This window comes from Pseudomonas sp. YL2 (assembly GCF_023063025.1).
In the GTDB taxonomy this organism is placed as follows: Bacteria; Pseudomonadota; Gammaproteobacteria; order Pseudomonadales; family Pseudomonadaceae; genus Aquipseudomonas; species Aquipseudomonas putida_A.
Genome location: NZ_JAJSLU010000007.1, coordinates 5,803 through 21,403, shown reverse-complemented (window position 1 = coordinate 21,403; position 15,601 = coordinate 5,803). Strand labels below are relative to the sequence as shown.

Here is a 15,601-nt window from a genome sequence, read left to right as displayed (position 1 = left end):
GCCCTCGCCAACGGCCAGCGACTCAGACCATCGCCAGCCGCTGCTTGCGTTGTGGCGCTTTGAATACCTGGTCCAGCGCCGCCAGATCCCCGGCATCCAGTTGCAACTGCGCCGCTTGTGCATTGAGTTGCACATGTTCCGGTCGCACAGCCTTGGGAATCGCAATCACACCATCCTGACGCAGAATCCACGCCAGTGAAACCTGTGCCGGGGTCACGTTGTGACGAGCGGCAATCTTGTTCAGTACCGGTTCGGCGAGCATCGCGCCGCCCTGACCGATCGGGCAGTACGCCATCAACGGCATACGCTGTTGCTGGCACCAGGGCAGCAAGTCGAATTCGACGCCGCGCTCTTCCAGGTTGTACAACACCTGATTGTTGGCGCAGGCAGGATTGGCCAGCTCTTCGAGGTCATCGACGTCGAAATTCGACACGCCCCAACGGCCGATCTTGCCGTCCTCGCGCAGGCGTTCGAAGGCTTCGACGGTTTCTTCCAGCGGATACTGGCCGCGCCAATGCAGCAGATAGAGGTCGATGTAGTCGGTGTCGAGCCGGCGCAGACTGCGCTCGCAGGCTTGCGGGATGCCTTTGCGGCTGGCGTTGTGCGGATAGACTTTGCTCACCAGAAACACCTGATCACGCAGGCCGGCAATGGCTTCGCCGACCACGCTTTCGGCACCGCCCTCGGCGTACATTTCCGCCGTGTCGATCAGAGTCATGCCGAGTTCGATGCCTTGGCGCAGCGCGGACACTTCACGCGGGTGCGCCGAGCGATCTTCGCCCATGCGCCAGGTGCCCTGGCCAATCACTGGAACCTGCACGCCTGCCAGTTCAAGGGTACGCATTCAAACCTCCTGTGCTGATGGTCGATACCTTAGTGGGCAGCAGGATAGCGCAGGGGTTCCAATGGAGGGCGATGAACCTGTGGCGAGGGAGCTTGCTCCCGCTGGGGCGCGAAGCGGCCCTTGCTCTTCATTCAGTTGAAAAAGCAGGGGCCTGCTGCGCAGGCCAGCGGGAGCAAGCTCCCTCGCCACGGGCTAAGTGTCATTTAGCGGAGAACTTCAACACCACGCTGTGGTTGTAAGTCTGCCCCGGATCCAGCCGCGTGCTCGGGAAGTCCGGCTGATTCGGCGCATCCGGATAGTGCTGGGTCTCCAGGGTAAACGCACCCCAGTGCGGATAAACCTTGCCACCCTTACCCTTGACCGTGCCGTCGAGGAAGTTACTGGTATAGAACTGCACACCAGGCTCGCTGGTGAACAACTGCAAATGCCGCCCTGACTGCGGATCGCTGACCTCGGCGGCGACTTTGCTCACATCGCCTTTTGTATCCAGCACCCAGTTGAAATCGAAGCCACCCTGTTTCGGTTCGGCGAATTTCAGCTGCGGGTGATCGGCCTTGATGTGCGTGCCGATCGCGGTGGGTTTGGTGAAGTCCATCGGCGTGCCGGCCACTGGCGCCAGTTCGCCGGTCGGGATCAGTTTGCCGGTGACCGGGGTGTAATGGCTGGCGTGCAAGGTGGCAACCTGCTTGAGAATGTCGCCATTGCCGGCACCGGCGAGGTTGAAGTAGCTGTGGTTGGTCAGGTTGAGCACGGTCGGTTTATCGGTGCTGGCCTTATAGTCGATGCGCAACTCGTTGCTGTCGGTCAGGCGGTAGGTCACTTCGGTGGTGAGATTGCCGGGGAAGCCCATTTCGCCGTCCGCCGACAGATAGGTGAGGGTCACGCCGACTGAATCCTTGTCTTTGGTTTCCTGCGCTTTCCAGACCTTCTTGTCGAAACCCTGAGTACCGCCATGCAAAGCGTTGGACTTGTCGTTCTGCGGCACCTGATAGCGCTTGCCGTCGAGTTCGAACGCGCCGTCCGCGAGGCGATTGCCGAAACGGCCGATGGTCGCGCCGAAATACGCTGTGCCTTTCTGGTAACCCTGAACATCGTCGAAACCCAGCACCACATCGGCTGCTTTGCCGTGTTTGTCCGGCACCAGCAGCGATTGCAGGGTGGCGCCGTAGGTGATGACGGTCGCCTGCATGCCGTGGCTGTTGCGCAGGATGTATTGCTCGACGGGCGTGCCGTCATTGGTTTTGCCAAAGGCTTTGTGTTCGGCGCTGAGGCCGGCCGCGTTGGCGGAGAGGGTGGCGATCATCAGGGACAGTCCGAGGCCGGAGAGCAGGTGACGTGATTGAAGCATGGTTGACCTTCCTTTTTGTTGTTGTTTTCAAAACAGGGTAATAGTCATGCTAATTGTGGGTTGAGTCAGAATTTATAGCCGGTTAAAGGTTTAGTGCAAATATAAAGTCATACTAAATAGTTGCCGAAGGTCGGGAAATCGTGCCAGCGCTGCACTTTTCCGGATTCGGCGGCTCTATCCATGGCCAAGATGCGGCGACGCCCGCCGCACAGGAATGTGCCCGTTCGAGAATTCATGCCGAGAGTTTTTCACCCGATCGACCGATTTTTTCGCCGCCCGTGCCTGTTGCTGGCCTGTCTGTCATCGCTGTTTGTCAGCGGTTGCACGCACCAGACCGGCAACGGTTTCATCGCTCAGATGCGTGACGGTCAACCGCAGGAATTCCTGCAGACCAGCGTCGATCGCATGGCCACGTTGGCGATGCGCGACAACCTCAACAGCCTTTATCGGTTGATGGGCAAGCTGTACCTGCGCAACCCGGAAGAACTGCGCAAGTCGGGCTTCCTCGACATCAACACGGCGGTGAAACAGGTGCGCCTTGCCGTCGAGCAGCAGCAACCGTTACCGGTGTTGGGCGGGCGCAAAGATCTGGCGGCGCTCAGCTATGCGATGAGTCCGGAGTTTCTCGGGGATCGGGTCGGCGCCTTCATCTATGCCATCGGCAGCATGCTGGTCACTGCCCACGGCAATCGCATCGAGTTCTACATGACCGATGCAATCAACCCGACCTTCGTCCACAACGCCGCGCGCAACATCGAGAAAGCCACGTGGATTCTGGCCCAGCGCCAGAACAAGGAAGGCCAGCCGCTGCTGTTCTCCAATGAAATCTCGGAGGAGGGCAGCAACCTGAGTTTCGCCACCGAGTTCGGCAAGATCGTCGCGCGGCTCGACCTGCTGGCGCAGATGCTTGATGAGCGCTACCGGCGCATAGGGTTGAATTACGCGCAGAGTCTGCTGTTCCTGAATTTTTTGCCGGTGCAGTAAGTGCGGAGATCCAATGTGGGGGCGAGCATGCTCGCGAAAGCGATCTGCCAGGCGCTGAATCTCTGATAGATCCACCGCATTCGCGAGCAGGCTCGCTCCCACATTGATCAAATTGTGCGTGGGATTTTTGTATACAATCCATCGCTACTATTGATCCAAAGGGAGCTGCACCTGTCATGACCGACTCCGCAAGCACCGACTTCAACCGTATCGACCGCGCTACCCGCACAGAAAAACTGCCCTATGCCGCGTTACTGGCGTTCGCCATGACCGGCTTCATCGCCATCCTCACCGAGACCCTGCCGGCCGGGCTGCTGCCGCAGATCGGCGTCGGGCTTGGGGTCAGCGAAGTGCTCGCCGGGCAACTGGTGACGCTGTATGCGCTGGGCTCGATTGTCGCGGCGATTCCGCTGACCGTCGCCACCCGGGGCTGGCCACGGCGGCGGGTGCTGTTGATGACGGTTGGCGGGTTCCTGGTGTTCAACACGGTGACCACGTTCTCCAGCCATTACGGCTTGACCCTGGCCTCGCGGTTTCTCGCCGGGATGGCGGCAGGGCTGTCGTGGGGAATCATGGCCGGTTACGCCCGTGGCATCGTGCCGGTGCACCAGCAGGGGCGGGCACTGGCAATCGCCATGCTCGGCACCCCGGTGGCGCTGTCGCTGGGCACCCCGGCGGGAACCTGGCTGGGCAACCTGATCGGCTGGCGCGCCTCATTCGGGATCATGTCGGCGCTGGCGTTGGTGCTGGCGGCGTGGATTGTGCTGGCGGTGCCGGACCGTCCGGGCCAGGCCAGCGCCGAACGCCTGCCGTTGCTGCAATCTCTGCGTCTGCCGGGCGTACGGCCGGTGCTGTTCGTGGTGCTGACCTGGATGCTCGGGCACAACATTCTCTACACCTACATTGCGCCGTTCCTGATGCAGGCCGGGCTGGCCGAGCGCGTCGATCTGGTGCTGCTGGTGTTCGGCCTGTGTTCGCTGGTGGGGATCTGGATCATCGGCCTGCTGGTGGATCGCTGGTTGCGCTGGCTGACGCTGATCAGCCTCGCGGTGTTTGCCGTGACCGCACTGGTGCTGGCGCTGATATCTCCGTCGCCGTGGCTGATCTACACCTGCATGGCCGTGTGGGGCCTTTCGTTTGGTGGCTCGGCGACGTTGCTGCTGACGGCGGCGGCGGATTCGGCCGGCGAGCATGTGGACGTGGTGCAAGCGATGCTCACCACCTCCTGGAACGTGGCGATTGCTGGCGGCGGTCTGTTTGGCGGGTTGCTGCTGGATCGGGCGGGCGCGATGTCGTTTCCATGGGCGTTGTTGATCCTGTCGCTGATCGCGCTGGCGACGGTGTGGATCAACCGGCATCACAGTTTCACCCAACCGGGCCGGGCGCGCCCCCGCATGTCTTTGTAGGAGTGAGCCTGCTCGCGATGGCGCCCCCGCAAACAAATCATTCGTGTCTGATAAAACGCTACCGCGAGCAGGCTCACTCCTACAGTAGAGATGATGTGGATTTGAACAAAGGCATAACGATAGACCGCATCGATATATGTGGTTATATGAAAAATCGCTATGCTGCGGGCCAGATTTTTCCTGTCGTTTTTTCTGGACGTCTTAATGGAATTGGCAAATTTCGGCCTGGTGATTGCCGGGCTGGTGGTGGGTTTTATTGTCGGCATGACCGGTGTCGGCGGCGGTTCGTTGATGACGCCGATCCTGCTGTGGTTCGGTATCAACCCGGCAACCGCGGTGGGCACTGACCTGTTATACGCGGCCATTACCAAATCCAGTGGCGTGCTGGTGCACAAAAAGAACAACAACATCGACTGGGCCATCACCGGCTGGCTGACCCTCGGCAGCGTGCCGGCAGTCGCCATGACCCTGTGGTTTCTCAGCACCCTGCACACCGCGCCCGAGGCGATGAACGCGATCATCAAACAGGCCTTGGGCTTCGTGCTGTTCGCCACGGCGCTGGCGATTCTGTTCAAGAAGCGCCTGCTCGAATTCGCCCACAAACGCGCGGGCGGCAATTACAACCCGAGCGGCGCGCGCCTGAATGTGATGACGGTGATCACCGGGCTGATCCTCGGCACCATGGTCGCCCTGACCTCGATCGGCGCCGGCGCCCTCGGCACGGTCGCGTTGTTCATCCTCTATCCGCTGCTGCCAACCCGGCGCCTGGTCGGCACCGAAATCGCCCACGCCGTGCCGTTGACCCTGGTTGCCGGTCTGGGCCACGCGAGCATGGGCAACATGGACTGGGGCGTGTTGGGCTTTCTGCTCATGGGTTCGTTGCCAGGCATCTGGCTCGGCAGCCACCTGACCGGGCGCATTTCCGATGAATTGCTGCGCCCGTGCCTGGCGACCATGTTGCTGTTGATCGGCTATAAACTGGCGTTCTGATGTAGGAGCTGCAGCAGGCTGCGATCTTTTGATCTTCGTTTTTACGATCAAGATCAAAAGATCGCAGCCTGCGGCAGCTCCTACACTGGGGTATGAAGGATGTTGAATTTCATGACGGTCACCGGCAAATCCTCGTAGACCAGATCCTCGACCACCTCCCAACCCAACCCCGCATACAGTGCTTGCGCCGCATCGGTGTACAGATACAACGTCTGTACGCCCAACGCCCTGGCTTCTTCGACAATCCGATTGACCAGTTGCGAAGCAACCCCGCGTCCACGCTCTTCGGCCTTCACATAAACCCCGGCCAGCCATGGCGTCAGCTCGGGACGGATCTTCATGTCGCTGTCGATCAGCAGCGCGCCACCGAGCAATTTGCCGTCTTCAATGGCCACCACCACGCTGGGAACCGCACCCTTGCCGCAGGCCGCGCGCATCCGCTCGGTGCGGGCTTCAAGGGTATCGCCGTCACGGAATTCGCCCCACTCCTTGAAATTGAGTTCGGCCAGTTCCTCAATCAAATGCGGGTGATCGCACAGGTAGTCGATGTGCATGGGTTGAACTCCATTTCGTGGGCAGAACGACCACCCTAATGCGCTGATAAAAGGTAATCAAATCCGCGTCACGATTATGCCGATGCAGTTGCGCAATGACGTGGCTGACCTAAGCTTCTGACAAGGCGAAACATATTTGCCGGGCACGACCCCGGAACAATCGCCGCGATGCGCAATCATTAGAGCGTGGATATCAAAAGGAGATGCGCATGCTCATCAGGTCACTGACCCTGACACTCTTGCTGGCGATTGCCGGCCCCTTGTTCGCCGCTGACAATGACTCGCCCATAGCCGGGGATATGGGACGGGCCCGACCGTTGATCGTGATCGCCCAAAGCACCGTCGACCCGGTGTGGGTGGGGTTGAAAAAGTCGCTGGAAGATCCGGCGAACAAGAAGGGCGTCGCCGACCGCAACATCAAGGTCTACACCATCCTCAATATGGCCGGACAACTCGACGGCAAGGATCTCGGCCAGCAAGACACCATGGCTTTGCTGCGGTCGCTGAAACTCGGTGCCGGCGCGTACCCGAAAGTATTCCTGCTGGGCAAGGACGGCGAGACCAAACTGTCGGCCTCGGGCGATGAAGCGAAATCGGTGGACCTGAAGAAAATCTTCGACACGGTTGATGCACTGCCGGCCAGCGAGAAAGAAATCAGCGCACCGACAGTCGCTGAAACCAAGGCCACCGCCGCCGAACCGGCAGCCAAGAAAGGCGAGAAGGGCGCCAAGGCGAGTAAACCGGCGAAACCGAGCAAGCCACCGGAAATGCCGGATGACTGATGGCATGGCCTGAATCAAAAAATGGGCGACCTCTGCAGGTCGCCCATTTTTATGGCCCGCCCAAAAAGATCGCAGCCTGCGGCAGCTCCTACATGGGATCGGTGTAGGAGCTGCCGAAGGCTGCGATCATTTGATTTTCAGTCGGCTAAAGCGCTGAGGATCGTGTGAGCAATCTTCACCCGCTCCGGAATCGGAAAGTTCTTGTTCGCCAGAATCACCACGCCGACATCCTTCGACGGCACAAACGCCACGTAGGTCCCAAAGCCACCGGTAGAGCCGGTCTTGTTGATCAGCACATTTTTCGCCTGCGGTTGTGGCGGGGTCAGCCATTGCACCTTGTGCGGCTGCATGGCCATTTCCGTGCTGTTGCCGGCCAGCAAGCGGTCGAGGCTGATCGGGTAACGGTACATTTCCCAACCCAGGCCCTGGGTCATGTCGCCGACGCTGTAGTAGCCGGTGTGGGTGTTGGCGATGGCTTGTTGCAGCGGCGTTTCAAGGCTTGCCGGTTTCAGGTTGGCCTGCACGTAACGCAGCATGTCGGCGGCGCTGGTTTTCACGCCGTAGGCTTCTGAATCCATGGCGCCCGGAGTGACGCGCACCGGTTGGTTGTTCTTGTCGTAGCCCTGCGCATACAGGTTCATTTGCGCCTTCGGCACCTGCAGATAAGTGTGCTGCAGGCCGAGTTTCGGCAGCAGGGTCTCGCTCATCACCTGATCATATGGCTGACCGAGGGTCTTGGCGGCCAGATAACCGAACAGGCCCAGGCTCGGGTTGGAATACAGGCGCTGGCTACCGGCCGGGAAGCTCGGTTTCCACTGTTGGTAGTAGCCGAGCATCTTCTCCGCCGAATCCCACTGGCCAGGGAATTGCAGCGGCAGGCCGCCGGCGCTGTAGGTGCCCAGTTGCAGCACGCTGATGTTGTCGAAAGCGCTGCCCTTGAGTTCTGGCCAGATCTGGCTGGCCTTGGTCGACAGGTCCAGTTTGCCCGTCGCCTGCGCATAGCCGGCCAGGGTCGCGGCGAAGGTTTTGCTCACCGAGCCGATTTCGAACAGGGTGTTTTCGCTGACTTTCTGCCCCGTGTCCTTGGCGGCGACGCCGTAATTAAAGTAATGCGGTTGGCCGTTGATGGTGATGGCGACGGCGAGGCCGGGGATGTTCTGCTGCTGCATCACCGGGGTGACGGCTTTGTTCACCAGCGCTTGCAGTTGCTCGTCGCCGGGTGTGGCGGCCATGCACGCGGTGGCGCCGAAAAACAGGCCGAAAGCGCTGCAGGAAATGACTTTGCTCGGGGTGATGAAGGACATGAGTGAACCACTCTCCATGAGTGTTGAGGGTGATATCCCGCTAAACTGCGGGCAATCGCAAGGTTGGGCAGCTGATCAGCGCCGACAATTTAGGCAGTCTGGCATTCGTCGACAAACGATGAAAACTCGGACGAGCCATTAGAAAAATTTGGGACTGGGCATGATTCGACCTCAACTGCCGCTCAATGCACTGCGCGCGTTCGAAGCTTCGGCGCGGCATCTGAGCTTTACCCGTGCCGCCGTGGAGTTATGCGTGACTCAGGCGGCGGTGAGCCATCAGGTGAAAAGCCTCGAAGCGCAACTCAACGTCACCCTGTTCAAACGCCTGCCCCGCGGGCTGATGCTGACCAGTGAAGGCGAGACCCTGTTGCCGGTTTTGACCACGTCGTTCGATCATATCGCGCAGATGCTCGAGCGGCTGGCCGGCGGTCAGTCTCGGGAAATGTTGACCGTGGGTGCCGTCGGAACCTTTGCGGTCGGTTGGTTGCTGCCACGGCTGCCAGACTTCCAGGCGAAACATCCGCTCATAGATTTGCGGCTGTCGACTCACAACAATCGTGTCGACGTGGCCGCCGAGGGGCTGGATTACGCGATTCGTTTTGGCGCCGGGGCGTGGCACGGCATCGAGGCCACGCGCCTGCTCGATGCGCCATTGTCGGTGCTGTGCGTGCCGGAAATTGCCCGGCAGTTGCATACCCCGGGCGATCTGCTGCAACAGCGCTTGCTGCGTTCCTATCGCACCGATGAATGGCCGGAATGGTTTCACGCCGCCGGCCTGGCGACCCACGCGGCGCCGCCGCAAAGCATTGTGTTCGACTCATCGCTGGCGATGATGGAGGCCGCGCTGCAGGGCAGCGGGGTGGCGTTGGCACCGCCGCTGATGTTCGCCCGGCAACTGGCGGCGGACGTGATTCGTCAGCCGTTTGCGATTGAAATCACCACCGGCAGTTATTGGCTGACGCGCTTGCAGTCACGGCCGGAGACGGCGGCGATGACGGCGTTCAAGCAGTGGCTGGTACAAATCTCTGCCTGACACAAATCCCCCCCCCTGTGGGAGCGGGCTTGCTCGCGAAGGCGGCGTGTCAGTCAACTCAAATATCGACTGACACGCCGCCTTCGCGAGCAAGCCCGCTCCCACAGGGGACAGTGGTGGACTGCAGATCAGAATTCAGCGCACCAGACACGGCCGCTTGTTATCGAACGTCCACCCCGGTATCAAAAACTGCATCGCCACGCTGTCATCCCGTGCGCCGAGACCCATGCCTTTGTACAGTTCGTGGGCCTTGGCCAGCTGATCCATGTCCAGTTCCACACCCAGCCCCGGTTTCTGCGGCACTTGCACGCAACCGTCGACAATTTGCAGCGGGGCCTTGGTCAGACGCTGGCCGTCCTGCCAGATCCAGTGCGTGTCGATAGCAGTGATGTCGCCCGGTGCCGCCGCCGCGACGTGGGTAAACATCGCCAAAGAAATATCGAAATGGTTGTTGGAGTGCGAGCCCCAGGTCAGGCCCCACTCATGGCACAGTTGCGCGACACGCACCGAGCCTTGCATGGTCCAGAAGTGCGGGTCGGCCAACGGAATGTCCACCGACTGCAACTGAATGGCGTGGCCCATCTCGCGCCAGTCGGTGGCGATCATGTTGGTCGCCGTCTTCAGCCCGGTAGCGCGGCGAAACTCGGCCATGACTTCACGCCCCGAGTAACCGTTTTCCGCACCGCACGGGTCTTCGGCGTAAGCCAGCACCTTATGTTGATCGCGGCACAGGCGGATCGCTTCTTTCAGTGACCACGCGCCGTTCGGGTCGAGGGTGATGCGTGCCTCGGGAAAGCGTTCGGCCAGCGCCGTCACGGCTTCGATTTCCGCGTCGCCACTGAGCACACCGCCCTTGAGTTTGAAATCCTGGAAACCGTATTTCGCCTGAGCCGCTTCGGCCAGGCGCACCACCGCTTCGGCGGTCATGGCCTTCTCGTGACGCACGCGGAACCAGTCGTTATCGGCGTCCGGTTCGCTGCGGTAGGCGAGGTTGGTCTCGCGTTGATCGCCGACATAAAACAGATAACCGAGCATCTTCACTTGATCGCGTTGCTGGCCTTCGCCGAGCAGCGCCGCGACCGGTACGTCGAGGTGTTGCCCGAGCAGGTCGAGCAGGGCGGCTTCGAGTCCGGTGACCGCGTGGATGGTGATGCGCAGGTCGAACGTCTGCAGACCACGGCCGCCGGCATCACGTTCGGCGAAGGTCTGGCGCACCTGATTGAGGATCTTCTGATAGTTGCCGATTGTGCTGCCGAGCACCAGGCTGCGGGCGTCCTCCAGTGTCTGGCGGATGCGCTCGCCACCGGGCACTTCACCGACGCCAGTGTGGCCGGCGTTGTCCTTGAGAATGACGATATTGCGGGTGAAAAACGGCCCGTGGGCGCCGCTCAGGTTGAGCAGCATGCCGTCGTGGCCGGCCACGGGAATCACCTGCATTTCAGTGATGATTGGCGCTTTGGCAGTGTCGTGTGCGGTCATGTTTTTATCCTTGTCAGCATCTTTAAAAAGGAAGTCATGCGTGCTTTGGCGCGGCCTCGGCCACGGCGAGGTCAGCAGCGGGTTTCGGGGTGGTGCGTGCAGCGAAGACGATGATCGCGGCGATGATCGAGGTCGCGGCCAGGCCGTAGAGGCCGCCCTGAATCGAGCCGGTGTGTTCTTCGAGCAGGCCGAAGGTGGTCGGCGCGACGAAGCCGCCGAGGTTGCCTACCGAGTTGATCAGTGCGATCACTGCCGCGGCGATCCGTGCATCCAGATAGGCCTGCGGAATCGGCCAGAACAACGATGAGGCGGACTTGAAGCCCAGCGCGGCAAAACAGATCGCGACAAAGGCGAAGATCGGCCCGCCGGTGGTGGACATGAACATCCCTGCTGCGGCGATCAACAACGCGGTGGCGACCCAGGCTTGCTGGTGCTTCCACTTGGCCGAGAAAGCGGCGAAGGCGTACATGCCGACGATCGACAGCAGCCACGGGATCGAGTTGAACAGCCCGACCTGGAAGTCACTCATCTCACCCATTTTCTTGATGATGCTCGGCAGCCAGAACGTCGCGGCGTAGATCGTCAGCTGAATGAAAAAGTAGATCAGGCAGAACAGGATGATTTGCCGGTCCTTGAGCAGTTTGCCCATTGACGGGCGGATCGGCGTCGCGGCTTCGCGGGCCTTCTGTTCATCGTCGATGGCGCTGACCAGTGCGTCCTGTTCGGCGCGGGTCAGCCATTTCGCGTCATGCGGTTTGGCGTCGAGCCAGAACCAGACGAACACGCACAGCCCCACGGAAAACATGCCCTCGATGAAGTACATCCATTGCCAGCCGTGCATGCCGAGGCCGTTGATCTGCAAGAGCAGGCCGGACAACGGGCCGGAGATCAGCGAGGCGACTGCCGAACCACTGAGGAAAATTGCAATCGCCTTGCCGCGTTCGGCGCCGGGTAGCCAGCGCGTGAAGTAGTAGATCACCCCGGGAAAGAACCCGGCCTCGGCCACGCCGAGCAGAAAGCGCAGGATGTAAAAGTGCGTTTCGTTCTGGATGAACGCCATGCCGGCGGCGACCAGGCCCCAGGTGAGCATGATGCGGGTCAGCCAGATACGCGCGCCGACTTTTTGCAAAAGCATGTTGGACGGCACTTCGAACAGCGCGTAACCGATGAAGAACAGACCGGCGCCGAAGCCGTAGGCGGCAGCCCCGATGCCCAGATCATGTTCCATGTGAGTGCGGACGAAACCGATGTTCACCCGGTCAATGTAATTGACGATGAACATGATCACGAAGAGCGGCAGGACGTGGCGTTTCACTTTCGAGATGGCGGACGCGAGTGTCGAATCGACGCCCTCGTTCATCCCGGAGACGGAGGTTTTCACTTGGTTTTCTCCCACTGATTATTTTTATGCGGGGTAGGGCTGGATGGTGCGTTGTTGATAGACATCATACAACTGAGATTTTTTGTCCTACAAGTGGGGTGGAGCGATTAAATTTGTCTGGTGAACGAATTCTTTATTTATTTTTGGTGTTTTTCCCCGTTTTTATTGGTTTTAATCGCGGCCGTCAGACGCGCCTCTTGGGGTTCACGATCCAAATGCTCAAACAGGGCGTAGCGCTTGGTTGTTGCGTTTTTTTCGATTTATTGAGTGTTGTCATACAAGTTGAAGGCGGTTTCGGCGCTAAAATCGACTCGTCAGCCACCGCGCAGTGCTACGATCGGCAAGCCCCGATCACCGGAACCGAACATGCAAGAAGACCTCGACGCCCCCGCGCCCAAACGTGCGCACAACCTCGCACACGATCTGGTGGAAAAACTCACCCAGAGCATCCTGCTCGGCCGGCTGTCGCCCGGCGACAAGCTGCCGTCGGAGAACGCCATCGTTCAGGAGCACGGCGTCAGTCGCACGGTGGTGCGCGAGGCGATTTCCAAGTTGCAGGCGTCGGGGCTGGTGGAGACGCGGCACGGCATCGGCACGTTCGTCATCGAGCGCGTCGCGGAGCAGGGCTTGCGCCTGAATGTCGACACCGCGCTCGGCGTGCGCAGCATTCTTGAATTGCGCATGGGCCTGGAGACGCAGGCTGCGGCGTTGGCCGCGTCACGTCGCAGCGAGCAGCAATTGCTGCAAATGCGTCAGGCGCTGGATGACTATCAGCGTCTGCTGGACAGCAACGATAGTTGCGTCGAGGCCGACCGACGCTTTCATTTGCTTATTGCCGAAGCCACCGGCAACGTCTGCTTCAGCGAAATCATGCAGCACTTGGGCAGCGCGATGATTCCACGTCAGCGGCTCAATGCCGCCGAGCGTGGCGCGGCGGATCTGAGCAAGCTGGGGCAGTTGGCCCATCTGGAGCACGAAGCGATCTTGAATGCGATCAAACGGCAGGATTCGGACGCGGCGCGCGCGGCCATGTGGCTGCACCTGACCAACAGCCGCGACCGCTTCAGTGCGCAGGGCTGATTGCCGTTGGTCTGCTCGATAGCACCGCCTGCGCAGGCGCGCTTCCAAGATGTATGGCCCGGGTTCTCCGGACCTCCTTGGTGAGGTGTGTCATGGCTAATGATTTGCTGTTTCAGGGTGGTGTGTTGCCGACCGATCCAACCCGTCCGGTGCCCGGCACGGATGAGCCGACACTGGCCGATCACGATGCGCCGCCGGGCATGAGTCCGGGGCGCGATCCGTTGAGTGATGCCGATCGGCCGGAAGACTGGAAGGACCCGGCGGCGGACGATGATGATGTGCCACCGGCGGATGAGCCGACGCCATTGTCGGATGACAGGCGCTGAGGCTAACCCGGCATGAGATATTTATAGTCTGCGCCGGCCCTTTCGCGAGCAAGCTCGCTCCCACAGGTAGAACGCATCCCCCTGTAGGAGTGAGCCTGCTCGCGATGGGGTCATAGCCTCAGTAAAAACCTCGATCAGACCTCAATCGGTCGACCCTCCACCCGCCGCTCCAGATTCAACGCCAGCACACTGATCAACACCACCGCCGACCCCACCAGCACCATCAGCGTCGGCCGCTCGCCCAATCCCAGCGAAGCAATCCCCATCGCCGTCGGTGGTATCAGGTACAACGTCATCGTCGCCCGGCTCAAGTCCACATGCTTGAGCACAAAGCCCCAGGCCAGATAGGCCAGTGCACTGGGAAATACCCCCAGCGCCAGCACTGCCCACTGCACTTGCAGCGGCGCTTTCACCACCGCCGCACCCAGCCCCGGCAGATAAATCAGCAACAGCAGCGTCCCCGACCACACCGCATAACAAGCCAGACTGAAGCCGTCATAACGTCGGGCGTGATGTTTTTGCAGGGCGAAATAAATGCTCCATGACAGCGCCGCCAGCAGAATCAGCAAGCCATGCGCGTCGATCTGCCCCAGGCCCCGATCGGCGCTGACCACGATCACCACCCCGACCAGTCCCAGCAAGACGCAGCCCCATCGCCAGACACTGACCTGATCCTTGAACACGTAACGCGCCAGCAGCGTACTGAACAGCGGGCTCGACTGCGCCAGTACGCTGGAGGCGCCGGCGCTGACACTTTGCTGGCCGATGTTCAGCGCCACGTGATGCAGGCTGACCGCGAACAAGCCCAAAGCGAACAGCAGCGGCACATCGCGCCGTTGCGGTAGGCGAATACCTTTGAAGGCAGCGATGACAGCCATGAACACCGACGCCAAAAGAAACCGCAGCAGCGCCAGATGCCCGGGGTCGTAGGCTTGCAGGCCGATGTGAATGCCGGTGGGTGAATAGGCCCAGCAGCCGACCACGAAGGCCATGGCCAGAATGATTTTCAAGGGAGAAGGAGACGGCATGATCGGCGCACCGCAAGGGTTGATGCGCCGAGTATCCGGGCGGTCAACAAGTCTCCACAACTGACTTATACTGCGCTGAATGTTCACTTTGAGTGATGAGTATGGAGCTGGCGCAGATCCGCATGTTCAAGACCGTGGCTGACGAGGGCAGCATTGCCCGCGCCGCTGAAAAATTGTTTTGTGTGCCGTCGAACATCACCGCACGGATCAAGGCGTTGGAAGCGGAACTCGGTGTGGCGCTGTTTCTGCGCGAGGGGCGCGGGCTACGGATCAGCCCGGCGGGGCAGACGTTTCTTGCGTATGCCGAGCAGATTCTGGCCCTGACCGCCGAAGCCAAGCGCGCGGTGGATCCCGCCGCCGAACCCTCTGGCCCGCTGCGTATCGGCGCGATCGAGTCCTCGGCCACCGGGCGTTTGCCGCGGCTGTTGGCCAAGTTTCACCAGCGCTATCCGCAGGTGGCGCTGGAATTGACCACTGGCACCTGGGGCCAATTACTCGACGACACCGTCAGCCATCGCCTCGACGGTGCGATCGTCGCGGTGGACGTCGAGCGCTCGCAACTGAAACGCACGCCGATGTACCGCGAGGAGTTGCTACTGATTGCCTCGACGTCATTCGGACCGGTGCGCGACATCCACGATCTGCAGGATAAAACCGTGTTCATGTGGCCGCAGGGTTGCCCGTATCGGGCGGCGCTGGAGCACTGGTTGTTGCGTCAGGGGCAGGCGCTGCCGATTGTCAGCCTGGCGAGTTACGGGGCGATTGTCGGTTGCGTGAGTGCTGGCGCCGGGGTGGCCTTGGTGCCTAAAGGCGTGTTCGAGCAATACGCCAAAGGCGCTGGCTGCGTGGGCTATGAGTTTCCCGAACTGACGGCGATCGACAACCTGTTTTACTGGCACGAAAACGCCGGGGTACACCCGGCGCGTGAGGCGTTCGTGGCGATGTTGCGCGAAGAATTCCTCTGACCCCGCTACACCCGCATTCCCTGTGTAGGAGCTGCCGAAGGCTGCGATCTTTTGACTTTGTTATTGAAGAACAAGATCAAAGGATCGCAGCCTTCGG

At 60.6% G+C, this 15,601-nt stretch carries 15 protein-coding genes; 8 read left to right on the top strand and 7 right to left on the bottom strand.

Annotation, left to right across the window (positions count from 1 at the left end):
- Positions 1 to 22 precede the first annotated feature (22 nt).
- Both LVD08_RS12540 and LVD08_RS12535 read right to left on the bottom strand, forming a co-directional pair.
- Positions 23 to 844: an aldo/keto reductase gene (locus tag LVD08_RS12540; protein WP_247268270.1), complete on the bottom strand. Its 822-nt coding sequence runs from the start codon at positions 842 to 844 to the stop codon at positions 23 to 25.
- A 199-nt stretch (positions 845 to 1,043) separates the two neighbouring features.
- Positions 1,044 to 2,192: an aldose epimerase family protein gene (locus LVD08_RS12535; RefSeq protein ID WP_115990247.1), complete on the bottom strand. Its 1,149-nt coding sequence runs from the start codon at positions 2,190 to 2,192 to the stop codon at positions 1,044 to 1,046.
- Positions 2,193 to 2,426: 234 nt separating this feature from the next.
- Between LVD08_RS12535 and LVD08_RS12530 the strand changes: the two genes are divergently transcribed.
- The 3 genes from LVD08_RS12530 to LVD08_RS12520 all read left to right on the top strand — a co-directional run bounded on the left by LVD08_RS12530 (position 2,427) and on the right by LVD08_RS12520 (position 5,572).
- Entirely contained in the window at positions 2,427 to 3,176 is a 750-nt protein-coding gene (locus LVD08_RS12530) for a hypothetical protein (RefSeq protein ID WP_247268269.1), read from the top strand.
- Between the two features lie 176 nt (positions 3,177 to 3,352).
- Positions 3,353 to 4,582: an MFS transporter gene (locus LVD08_RS12525; protein WP_247268268.1), complete on the top strand. Its 1,230-nt coding sequence runs from the start codon at positions 3,353 to 3,355 to the stop codon at positions 4,580 to 4,582.
- A gap of 204 nt (positions 4,583 to 4,786) precedes the next feature.
- The gene (locus tag LVD08_RS12520) at positions 4,787 to 5,572 is read left to right on the top strand and encodes a sulfite exporter TauE/SafE family protein (RefSeq protein ID WP_064586898.1); all 786 of its coding nucleotides are present in this window, start codon (positions 4,787 to 4,789) and stop codon (positions 5,570 to 5,572) included.
- A gap of 80 nt (positions 5,573 to 5,652) precedes the next feature.
- Here LVD08_RS12520 and LVD08_RS12515 read toward each other — a convergent pair whose 3' ends face one another.
- Positions 5,653 to 6,126 carry a GNAT family N-acetyltransferase gene (locus tag LVD08_RS12515; RefSeq protein WP_247268267.1) on the bottom strand — a complete coding sequence of 158 codons (474 nt, stop codon included), beginning with the start codon at positions 6,124 to 6,126 and terminating at the stop codon, positions 5,653 to 5,655.
- A gap of 209 nt (positions 6,127 to 6,335) precedes the next feature.
- Here LVD08_RS12515 and LVD08_RS12510 point away from each other — a divergent pair, with 209 nt between their 5' ends.
- Entirely contained in the window at positions 6,336 to 6,908 is a 573-nt protein-coding gene (locus LVD08_RS12510) for a DUF4174 domain-containing protein (protein WP_027613884.1), read from the top strand.
- A gap of 137 nt (positions 6,909 to 7,045) precedes the next feature.
- On the opposite strand, the gene ampC is transcribed toward LVD08_RS12510, so the two are convergent.
- Complete coding sequence (gene ampC, locus LVD08_RS12505; RefSeq protein ID WP_247268266.1) at positions 7,046 to 8,212, bottom strand: class C beta-lactamase; 1,167 nt, start codon at positions 8,210 to 8,212, stop codon at positions 7,046 to 7,048.
- 160 nt (positions 8,213 to 8,372) lie between these two features.
- On the opposite strand from ampC, the gene LVD08_RS12500 reads away from it, so the two are divergent.
- Positions 8,373 to 9,245 (top strand): LysR family transcriptional regulator, encoded by an 873-nt coding sequence (locus tag LVD08_RS12500; protein WP_247268265.1) that lies wholly within the window; start codon positions 8,373 to 8,375, stop codon positions 9,243 to 9,245.
- Positions 9,246 to 9,380: 135 nt separating this feature from the next.
- Here LVD08_RS12500 and gudD read toward each other — a convergent pair whose 3' ends face one another.
- Both gudD and LVD08_RS12485 read right to left on the bottom strand, forming a co-directional pair.
- Positions 9,381 to 10,724, bottom strand: a complete 1,344-nt coding sequence (gene gudD, locus LVD08_RS12490; protein WP_247268264.1) for a glucarate dehydratase — start codon at positions 10,722 to 10,724, stop codon at positions 9,381 to 9,383.
- 34 nt (positions 10,725 to 10,758) lie between these two features.
- Positions 10,759 to 12,105 carry an MFS transporter gene (locus LVD08_RS12485; RefSeq protein WP_103369510.1) on the bottom strand — a complete coding sequence of 449 codons (1,347 nt, stop codon included), beginning with the start codon at positions 12,103 to 12,105 and terminating at the stop codon, positions 10,759 to 10,761.
- Positions 12,106 to 12,471: 366 nt separating this feature from the next.
- On the opposite strand from LVD08_RS12485, the gene LVD08_RS12480 reads away from it, so the two are divergent.
- Together LVD08_RS12480 and LVD08_RS12475 are read left to right on the top strand one after the other, a co-directional pair.
- A complete protein-coding gene (locus tag LVD08_RS12480; protein WP_247268263.1) occupies positions 12,472 to 13,185 on the top strand; it encodes a FadR/GntR family transcriptional regulator in 714 nt (237 codons plus the stop codon).
- 92 nt (positions 13,186 to 13,277) lie between these two features.
- Complete coding sequence (locus LVD08_RS12475) at positions 13,278 to 13,511, top strand: hypothetical protein (protein WP_097087777.1); 234 nt, start codon at positions 13,278 to 13,280, stop codon at positions 13,509 to 13,511.
- 134 nt (positions 13,512 to 13,645) lie between these two features.
- Here LVD08_RS12475 and LVD08_RS12470 read toward each other — a convergent pair whose 3' ends face one another.
- Positions 13,646 to 14,539, bottom strand: coding sequence for a DMT family transporter (locus LVD08_RS12470; RefSeq protein ID WP_247268262.1), 894 nt, complete (start codon positions 14,537 to 14,539; stop codon positions 13,646 to 13,648).
- A gap of 101 nt (positions 14,540 to 14,640) precedes the next feature.
- Here LVD08_RS12470 and LVD08_RS12465 point away from each other — a divergent pair, with 101 nt between their 5' ends.
- A complete protein-coding gene (locus tag LVD08_RS12465) occupies positions 14,641 to 15,504 on the top strand; it encodes a LysR family transcriptional regulator (RefSeq protein ID WP_247268364.1) in 864 nt (287 codons plus the stop codon).
- The last annotated feature ends 97 nt before the right edge of the window (positions 15,505 to 15,601 follow it).

Excerpts from the sequence above, each read along its gene's own strand:
- LVD08_RS12540 (WP_247268270.1), bottom strand. The coding sequence starts at position 844 with ATGCGTACCCTTGAACTGGCAGGCGTGCAGGTTCCAGTGATTGGCCAG.
- LVD08_RS12535 (WP_115990247.1), bottom strand. The coding sequence starts at position 2,192 with ATGCTTCAATCACGTCACCTGCTCTCCGGCCTCGGACTGTCCCTGATG.
- LVD08_RS12530 (WP_247268269.1), top strand. The coding sequence starts at position 2,427 with ATGCCGAGAGTTTTTCACCCGATCGACCGATTTTTTCGCCGCCCGTGC.
- LVD08_RS12525 (WP_247268268.1), top strand. The coding sequence starts at position 3,353 with ATGACCGACTCCGCAAGCACCGACTTCAACCGTATCGACCGCGCTACC.
- LVD08_RS12520 (WP_064586898.1), top strand. The coding sequence starts at position 4,787 with ATGGAATTGGCAAATTTCGGCCTGGTGATTGCCGGGCTGGTGGTGGGT.
- LVD08_RS12515 (WP_247268267.1), bottom strand. The coding sequence starts at position 6,126 with ATGCACATCGACTACCTGTGCGATCACCCGCATTTGATTGAGGAACTG.
- LVD08_RS12510 (WP_027613884.1), top strand. The coding sequence starts at position 6,336 with ATGCTCATCAGGTCACTGACCCTGACACTCTTGCTGGCGATTGCCGGC.
- ampC (WP_247268266.1), bottom strand. The coding sequence starts at position 8,212 with ATGTCCTTCATCACCCCGAGCAAAGTCATTTCCTGCAGCGCTTTCGGC.
- LVD08_RS12500 (WP_247268265.1), top strand. The coding sequence starts at position 8,373 with ATGATTCGACCTCAACTGCCGCTCAATGCACTGCGCGCGTTCGAAGCT.
- gudD (WP_247268264.1), bottom strand. The coding sequence starts at position 10,724 with ATGACCGCACACGACACTGCCAAAGCGCCAATCATCACTGAAATGCAG.
- LVD08_RS12480 (WP_247268263.1), top strand. The coding sequence starts at position 12,472 with ATGCAAGAAGACCTCGACGCCCCCGCGCCCAAACGTGCGCACAACCTC.
- LVD08_RS12475 (WP_097087777.1), top strand. The coding sequence starts at position 13,278 with ATGGCTAATGATTTGCTGTTTCAGGGTGGTGTGTTGCCGACCGATCCA.
- LVD08_RS12470 (WP_247268262.1), bottom strand. The coding sequence starts at position 14,539 with ATGCCGTCTCCTTCTCCCTTGAAAATCATTCTGGCCATGGCCTTCGTG.
- LVD08_RS12465 (WP_247268364.1), top strand. The coding sequence starts at position 14,641 with ATGGAGCTGGCGCAGATCCGCATGTTCAAGACCGTGGCTGACGAGGGC.